7 protein-coding genes are annotated in these 5,881 nt (G+C 41.8%); 5 read left to right on the plus strand and 2 right to left on the minus strand.

The features are described from left to right. The first annotated feature begins 228 nt into the window (after window positions 1-228). The 5 genes from B4J23_RS03190 to B4J23_RS03210 all read left to right on the plus strand — a co-directional run bounded on the left by B4J23_RS03190 (window position 229) and on the right by B4J23_RS03210 (window position 3,274). Window positions 229-600, plus strand: a complete 372-nt coding sequence (locus tag B4J23_RS03190) for a DUF2147 domain-containing protein (protein ID WP_291358741.1) — start codon at window positions 229-231, stop codon at window positions 598-600. A 355-nt stretch (window positions 601-955) separates the two neighbouring features. Next, window positions 956-1,417, plus strand: coding sequence for a DUF2147 domain-containing protein (locus tag B4J23_RS03195; protein WP_005232479.1), 462 nt, complete (start codon window positions 956-958; stop codon window positions 1,415-1,417). A gap of 188 nt (window positions 1,418-1,605) precedes the next feature. Then, window positions 1,606-2,067, plus strand: coding sequence for a DUF2147 domain-containing protein (locus tag B4J23_RS03200; RefSeq protein ID WP_286713948.1), 462 nt, complete (start codon window positions 1,606-1,608; stop codon window positions 2,065-2,067). Between the two features lie 520 nt (window positions 2,068-2,587). Continuing rightward, complete coding sequence (locus tag B4J23_RS03205) at window positions 2,588-2,917, plus strand: chaperone modulator CbpM (RefSeq protein WP_004781729.1); 330 nt, start codon at window positions 2,588-2,590, stop codon at window positions 2,915-2,917. A 93-nt stretch (window positions 2,918-3,010) separates the two neighbouring features. Beyond that, window positions 3,011-3,274 (plus strand): YdcH family protein, encoded by a 264-nt coding sequence (locus B4J23_RS03210; protein WP_004781728.1) that lies wholly within the window; start codon window positions 3,011-3,013, stop codon window positions 3,272-3,274. A 162-nt stretch (window positions 3,275-3,436) separates the two neighbouring features. On the opposite strand, the gene pnp is transcribed toward B4J23_RS03210, so the two are convergent. Continuing rightward, on the minus strand, window positions 3,437-5,524 hold the full coding sequence (pnp, locus tag B4J23_RS03215) for a polyribonucleotide nucleotidyltransferase (protein WP_291358742.1): 2,088 nt from the start codon (window positions 5,522-5,524) through the stop codon (window positions 3,437-3,439). A gap of 249 nt (window positions 5,525-5,773) precedes the next feature. Further along, the coding region (locus B4J23_RS03220; protein WP_291358743.1) for a 30S ribosomal protein S15 at window positions 5,774-5,881 on the minus strand (108 nt) is incomplete at its 5' end.

The following is a 5,881-nucleotide window of genomic DNA, read 5'->3' on the forward strand; positions in this document are numbered from 1 at the left end:
CAAACTAAAACCGAGCTAATTACTTAACTCGGTTTGAAGTGGAATACTGTCAATCTATTTCAGGACAAGACATTTTCATAAAATATTGACCAAAATTCCTCATAAAAAAAAGACAAATGTACTTAACTTCAAGCTTGCCTCATGATTAAAATTTGCACACCGATAGAATCAGAAGATCAACGGTATTTTCAAAGTAAAAAAATCAAAAAAATAAGTGGAAGATTTTAAATGAAATTTCGATATTTAATGGGTGTGATGTTATGTGCTGTGCAGAGCTTCAGCTATGCAGCCGAAATCACGGACACATGGAAAGCCATTGATGACAAAACGGGCTATGCGCGTGCTGATGTTGAAATCAGTAAACTCAATGATGGTACTTATCAGGGTAAAGTTGTTCGTATCCATGCCATTCCAAATCGTCCTGCACATACCCATTGCTCTAAATGTAAGGGGGCACTGAAAGACGTACCTATTCTGGGTCTCTCTGTCTTATCAGGTCTAAAACCAAATCCTGAAAAGAAAAATGAATTCGTTAATGGTTCAATTCTCGATCCACTAACCGGTAATGTCTATAAAAGCAAGGCAACTCTGAATTCCTGAGGTAATGTACTGACGCTTCGTGACTATGTAGGTACACCCATGCTCGGACGAACAGTATCCTGGGTGAAAGTCGAATAAATCTCATTTTTTATAAATTCTCATCTGCAAGCTGTCTGGCCAGATCAAAGGCTTGAACAGCTTAAAATCATTATCTTTATCCCATTCCTTATCACGTAAATACTTACTCATTCTCATCATGCTGAATGAACGTAATTTTTAACTCATATTCATTTTTCTTAATTTAATGTGATTATTGACTGGTATTTAGTGTATTTTTCACGCTATATTAATCCCATAATTTTTTTATGCCTTTAAGAAGTTAAATATATTTTCAATAGCATGGGGTAATGTGGCAATGAGATTCAAACTGCTTTGTTCTATCATTCTTACAGCAGCAAGTACCATCAGTCTATCCGCGTTCGCCAACAGTGATCCATTGCTTGGCCACTGGAAAACCATTGATGACCGTACCGGTTATTCCCTGGCAGATGTGGTGATTAGTAAAGATGCTCAGGATCGCTATATTGCCAAAATTGTGCATGTGCGTGAGATTCCTGGGGCAGCTCGACAGCAAACTTGCACTCTATGTAAAGGCGCATTAAAGGATCAGCCGCTCATTGGACTAACAATGCTTAAGGGACTGAGCAGTCATCCCGACCATAGCAATGAATTTATTAACGGCACTCTGCTCGACCCGGTTTCTGGACAGCTTTATCAGGCCCGTGCCCGCCTGAAAAATAATGGCAGGCATCTCGTCATTCATAGCCGTGCTGAAGGTGCACCGGTCGGACGCAATATGACCTGGATTAAAAACTAGTTTCGAATTCAGATTATTAAGAAAAGCTCCTTAGGAGCTTTTTTATTTTTAGGTCATGTGATAATTCACATGAATTTATTAATTTTATGCCAATCTCATCACATTTTACGCTATTGATTTTGTTACATTTTATGAATAAATTAGAGTAATAAATCTAATACGAATAATCATTGATCAACAGGCATGTTATGAAGAAAATTTTAAGTCGCTTAATGATGGGGATCACATTAGCAACAGCAGCAGGTTTAAGCCTTGCGTCTGAAGATCCACTACTGGGGAAATGGAAGACTATCGATGATCAATCCGGTTATTCTCGTGCTGATGTCGAAATCCGCAAAAAACCAGATGGTAGCTATGAGGGAATTATCGTAGAAACCCGCAGCCTGCCAGGTGCAGAAAAACTGGGAATCTGTAGCAAATGTCCAGGACAACTTAAGAATAAACCATTTATTGGCTTGCCATTTATCTGGGATTTTAAGGCAGACCCAAAAAAACCTCGCGAATTCCATGATGGCAAGGTACTGGATCCAATCAGCGGCAAAGTTTACAAAGGTAAAGCGCGTTTAAGCGCCAATGGCAAACGTCTGACCCTGCGTGGTTATGTAGGCGTTTCGGTTATCGGACGCAGTGTTACCTGGATAAAATACTAATTTTTTTCAGTTTTCCATGCCCCTGTTTCAGGGGCTTTTTTAATGGTTATGATTTGAAACAATTAAGTACAAATAAAAACTGTTTCCCTTAACCCAAACTCATAATAATGAATTGAAGACGGTTATTTTTTATTCACACAATGATCTATCTTCAGCTGCAATTCAATCTGCTACGGACTCTGGAACCTCTGGAACGGAGTATCCATGCAACATGTATTCCTCAATTAATAGGCATGGGTAAATGTGTGTTGCAAACAGCGGATGGTTTGCAAATGACAGATAAAACTATAAAAACAGATGCCCGCCTAGATCTTTGTTTCCCTGCCCAGACTGAGCTGTTCAGGTTCAAGCAGGATTTCCATAGGATAGGAGTTCCTCTTCTAGGCAGGATGCTGGTTCAAATAGCATTCCATACCGTTAGGGCACAGCGCATCGGCCATAAAATATTATGGCATTCCCCTACTTCAGGACGACCTTCCTCTCTGAATGTCTCAAGCCTGGCTGTTTAAGGAGTAGAGCTATGACTACAATTCAATATAGAGAAAACTTTTCCAACGGTTATATCCCCTCTGAAATCATGGATGATCGTACCTTTGATTTGTTCCACTTTTCTGAAGCATGTGGCCAAAGTCCGGAATGGGTGATGCAACTCATTGAACATGGAATTTTGCCGAACCGTTCTAAAACCCATCCTGGTACCTTCCTCGGGGAAGATATTACTCGAGCACAACGCGCTTACCGTTTGCAGCGTGATTTTGATGCTTCCTTTAGTGCCGTTGCCATGATGCTGGATCTCATTGATGAAGTGCAGGAATTACGTCGTGAGGTGAAACATCTGCATTTCAAATAATGCCTTTTAATGTCCGGTCTGCTTGAGTTAGATCAATGCGGACTAGGGCATATTTTGCTTTTTTCTTTTATTTTTTGAGTGATAAATATCCCTATGAAAACCAAAGACTGCAATAAAAAGATCAAATATATGTTCCCAGAATACCGTGATTTAATTGTGCAATTACGTGAGGAAAATCCGTACTTTGCCCGATTGTTTGAGGAACATAGCGAATTGGACAAACAGATTAGCCAGCTTGAACTCGATCCAGTCAATCATATCAATGATGATATCGATGCGATTAAACGCAAAAAGCTAAAACTGAAAGACGAGATTTATCGCATGCTGAAAAACTCTGAAGCCGATCCGCTTACCTGAATGAGAACAGCTTTCTTGACCAAGAGTCTTTCCATATAAGGTTTAATCATCCGTTTTATCTAGAATGTGATTATTAAATGTATTTCGGTTCTTAAATAAAGAATCTGTCCAAATAAAAAAGCCCGCATGATGCGGGCTTTTTCAGACTTAAAAGTAATCGAATTATGCTTGTTCGATGTCTTTCATTGTCAATTTAATACGACCACGGTTGTCAACGTCAGCAACCTGTACTTTCACTTCCTGACCTTCTTTCAATACGTCAGCCACGTTGGCAATACGTTCGTTAGAGATTTGAGAAATGTGAAGCAGACCGTCAGTACCTGGCAGGATGTTCACGAACGCACCGAATTCAACGATACGAATCACTTTACCAGTGTAAATAGTGCCCGGCTCAACTTCAGCAGTCAGCGCCTGGATTTTTGCAATCGCAGCTTGTGCAGCAGCTTTAGTTTCACCAAATACGCGTACTGTACCGTTATCTTCGATGTCAATCGCAGCTTTAGTTTCTTCAGTGATTTGACGGATAGTGGCACCACCTTTACCAATCACGTCACGGATCTTGTCAGGGTTGATGTTGATCACTTGGAAAGTCGGCGCGTGCATAGAAATTTCTGGACGAGCACGTGAAATCACTTGATTCATCGCGTTCAGGATGTGCATACGACCTGCATAAGCCTGGTTCAATGCAACTTCCATGATCTCTTCAGTAATACCTTCGATCTTGATGTCCATTTGCAGCGCAGTAATACCGTTGGCAGAACCCGCTACTTTAAAGTCCATATCACCAAGATGGTCTTCGTCACCCAGGATGTCAGAAAGAACTGCGAAACGTTCGCCTTCTTTCACCAGACCCATTGCGATACCCGCAACTGGTGCTTTAAGTGGAACACCGGCATCCATCAATGATAGAGAAGCACCACATACAGACGCCATTGAAGATGAACCATTAGATTCAGTAATGTCAGATACGATACGGATCACGTACGGGAAGCGGTCAGCTGCTGGAAGCACAGCTTGAACACCACGACGAGCCAGACGACCATGACCGATTTCACGACGTTTAGGACCAGACTCACGACCTGTTTCACCTACAGAATATGCAGGGAAGTTGTAGTGAAGCATGAAGTTATCAGTTTTAGTACCGGCCAGGGTATCTACCATCAACGCATCACGAGTATTACCCAGAGTAGTAGTTACCAATGCCTGAGTTTCACCACGTGTGAATAATGCAGAACCGTGAGCGCGGTCTAATACGCCAACCTGTACATCAAGGGCACGAACAGTTTTAGTATCACGACCATCAATACGTGGTTTACCAGACAGGATGTTGTCACGTACGGTACGGTATTTAAGATCTTCAAATAATTCGTTTACGTCATCAGCAAGACCTGTTTCGTCGCCTTCTGGAACGAACTGAGCGAGTGCTTCTGCTTGAAGTGCATCAAGTGCTGCATAACGGTCTTGTTTCACCGCAATGGTATATGCTTCAGAGATTTTCGCTTCGAATGCTTCTTTCAGTTTTGCACGAAGGTCTTCGTTTTTCTCAGGAGCAACCCAAGTTGATTCTTTCGCACCAGCTGCAGTCGCGAATTCTTTGATTGCTTGGATCGCGATTTGCATTTCATCATGACCGAACAATACTGCACCCAGCATTTGGTCTTCTGAAAGTTCTTTCGCTTCTGATTCAACCATCAGTACTGCAGATTCTGTACCTGCAACCACAAGGTCAAGATCACTTTCTTTCAATTGTTCAAAGCTTGGGTTTAGAACGTATTCACCGTTGATCAGACCCACACGTGCCGCACCGATTGGACCACGGAATGGTGTACCTGCGATCGCAAGTGCTGCAGAAGTACCCAGCATTGCTGCAATGTCAGCTTCCATAGTCTTGTCAGAAGATACAACAGTCGCAGTCACCTGGATTTCGTTATAGTAACCTTCTGGGAACAATGGACGGATTGGACGGTCGATCAGACGTGAAATCAGCGTTTCAGCTTCAGATGCACGGCCTTCACGTTTACCGTAACCACCAGGAATACGACCAGCTGCGTATTGTTTTTCTTGATAGTTAACAGTCAGTGGGAAAAAGTCTTGACCTGCTTTAGCAGTTGGTTGAGCAACAACAGCAACCAATACAGTTACGCCGCCCATGCTAATCAATACAGTATTGGCTTGACGCGCAACACGACCTGTTTCTAGGACAACCTGATGTTGACCAAATTGGAATTCTTTACGAACAATATTAAACATCGACATGTTTTATTTTTTCCTGATTTTATTCTAGTGGAGACCCCTAAGGTTTGGCATTCACATCCAAATGGACGGGTAAATGACAAAGCTTAGAAGCCGACCTCACCAGAAATAAACACTATTTTTAAACACAAAGAAGGAGCGAACATTCGCCCCTTCCCCTGATCTAGCCAAAGGCTAAACCGACTTTAGTTTTCAGCAATAAAGCACAAGGCATGCAATAAACCCGAAAATAAAGTTTAAATCGAATTAACGACGTAAACCTAAAGCACCGATCAATGCAACATAACGACCGTGGTCTTTACCATTTAGGTAGTCAAGAAGCTTACGACGTTGGTTAACCATACGGATCAGACC

The organism is Acinetobacter sp. UBA3025, assembly GCF_002367915.1.
In the GTDB taxonomy this organism is placed as follows: domain Bacteria; phylum Pseudomonadota; class Gammaproteobacteria; order Pseudomonadales; family Moraxellaceae; genus Acinetobacter.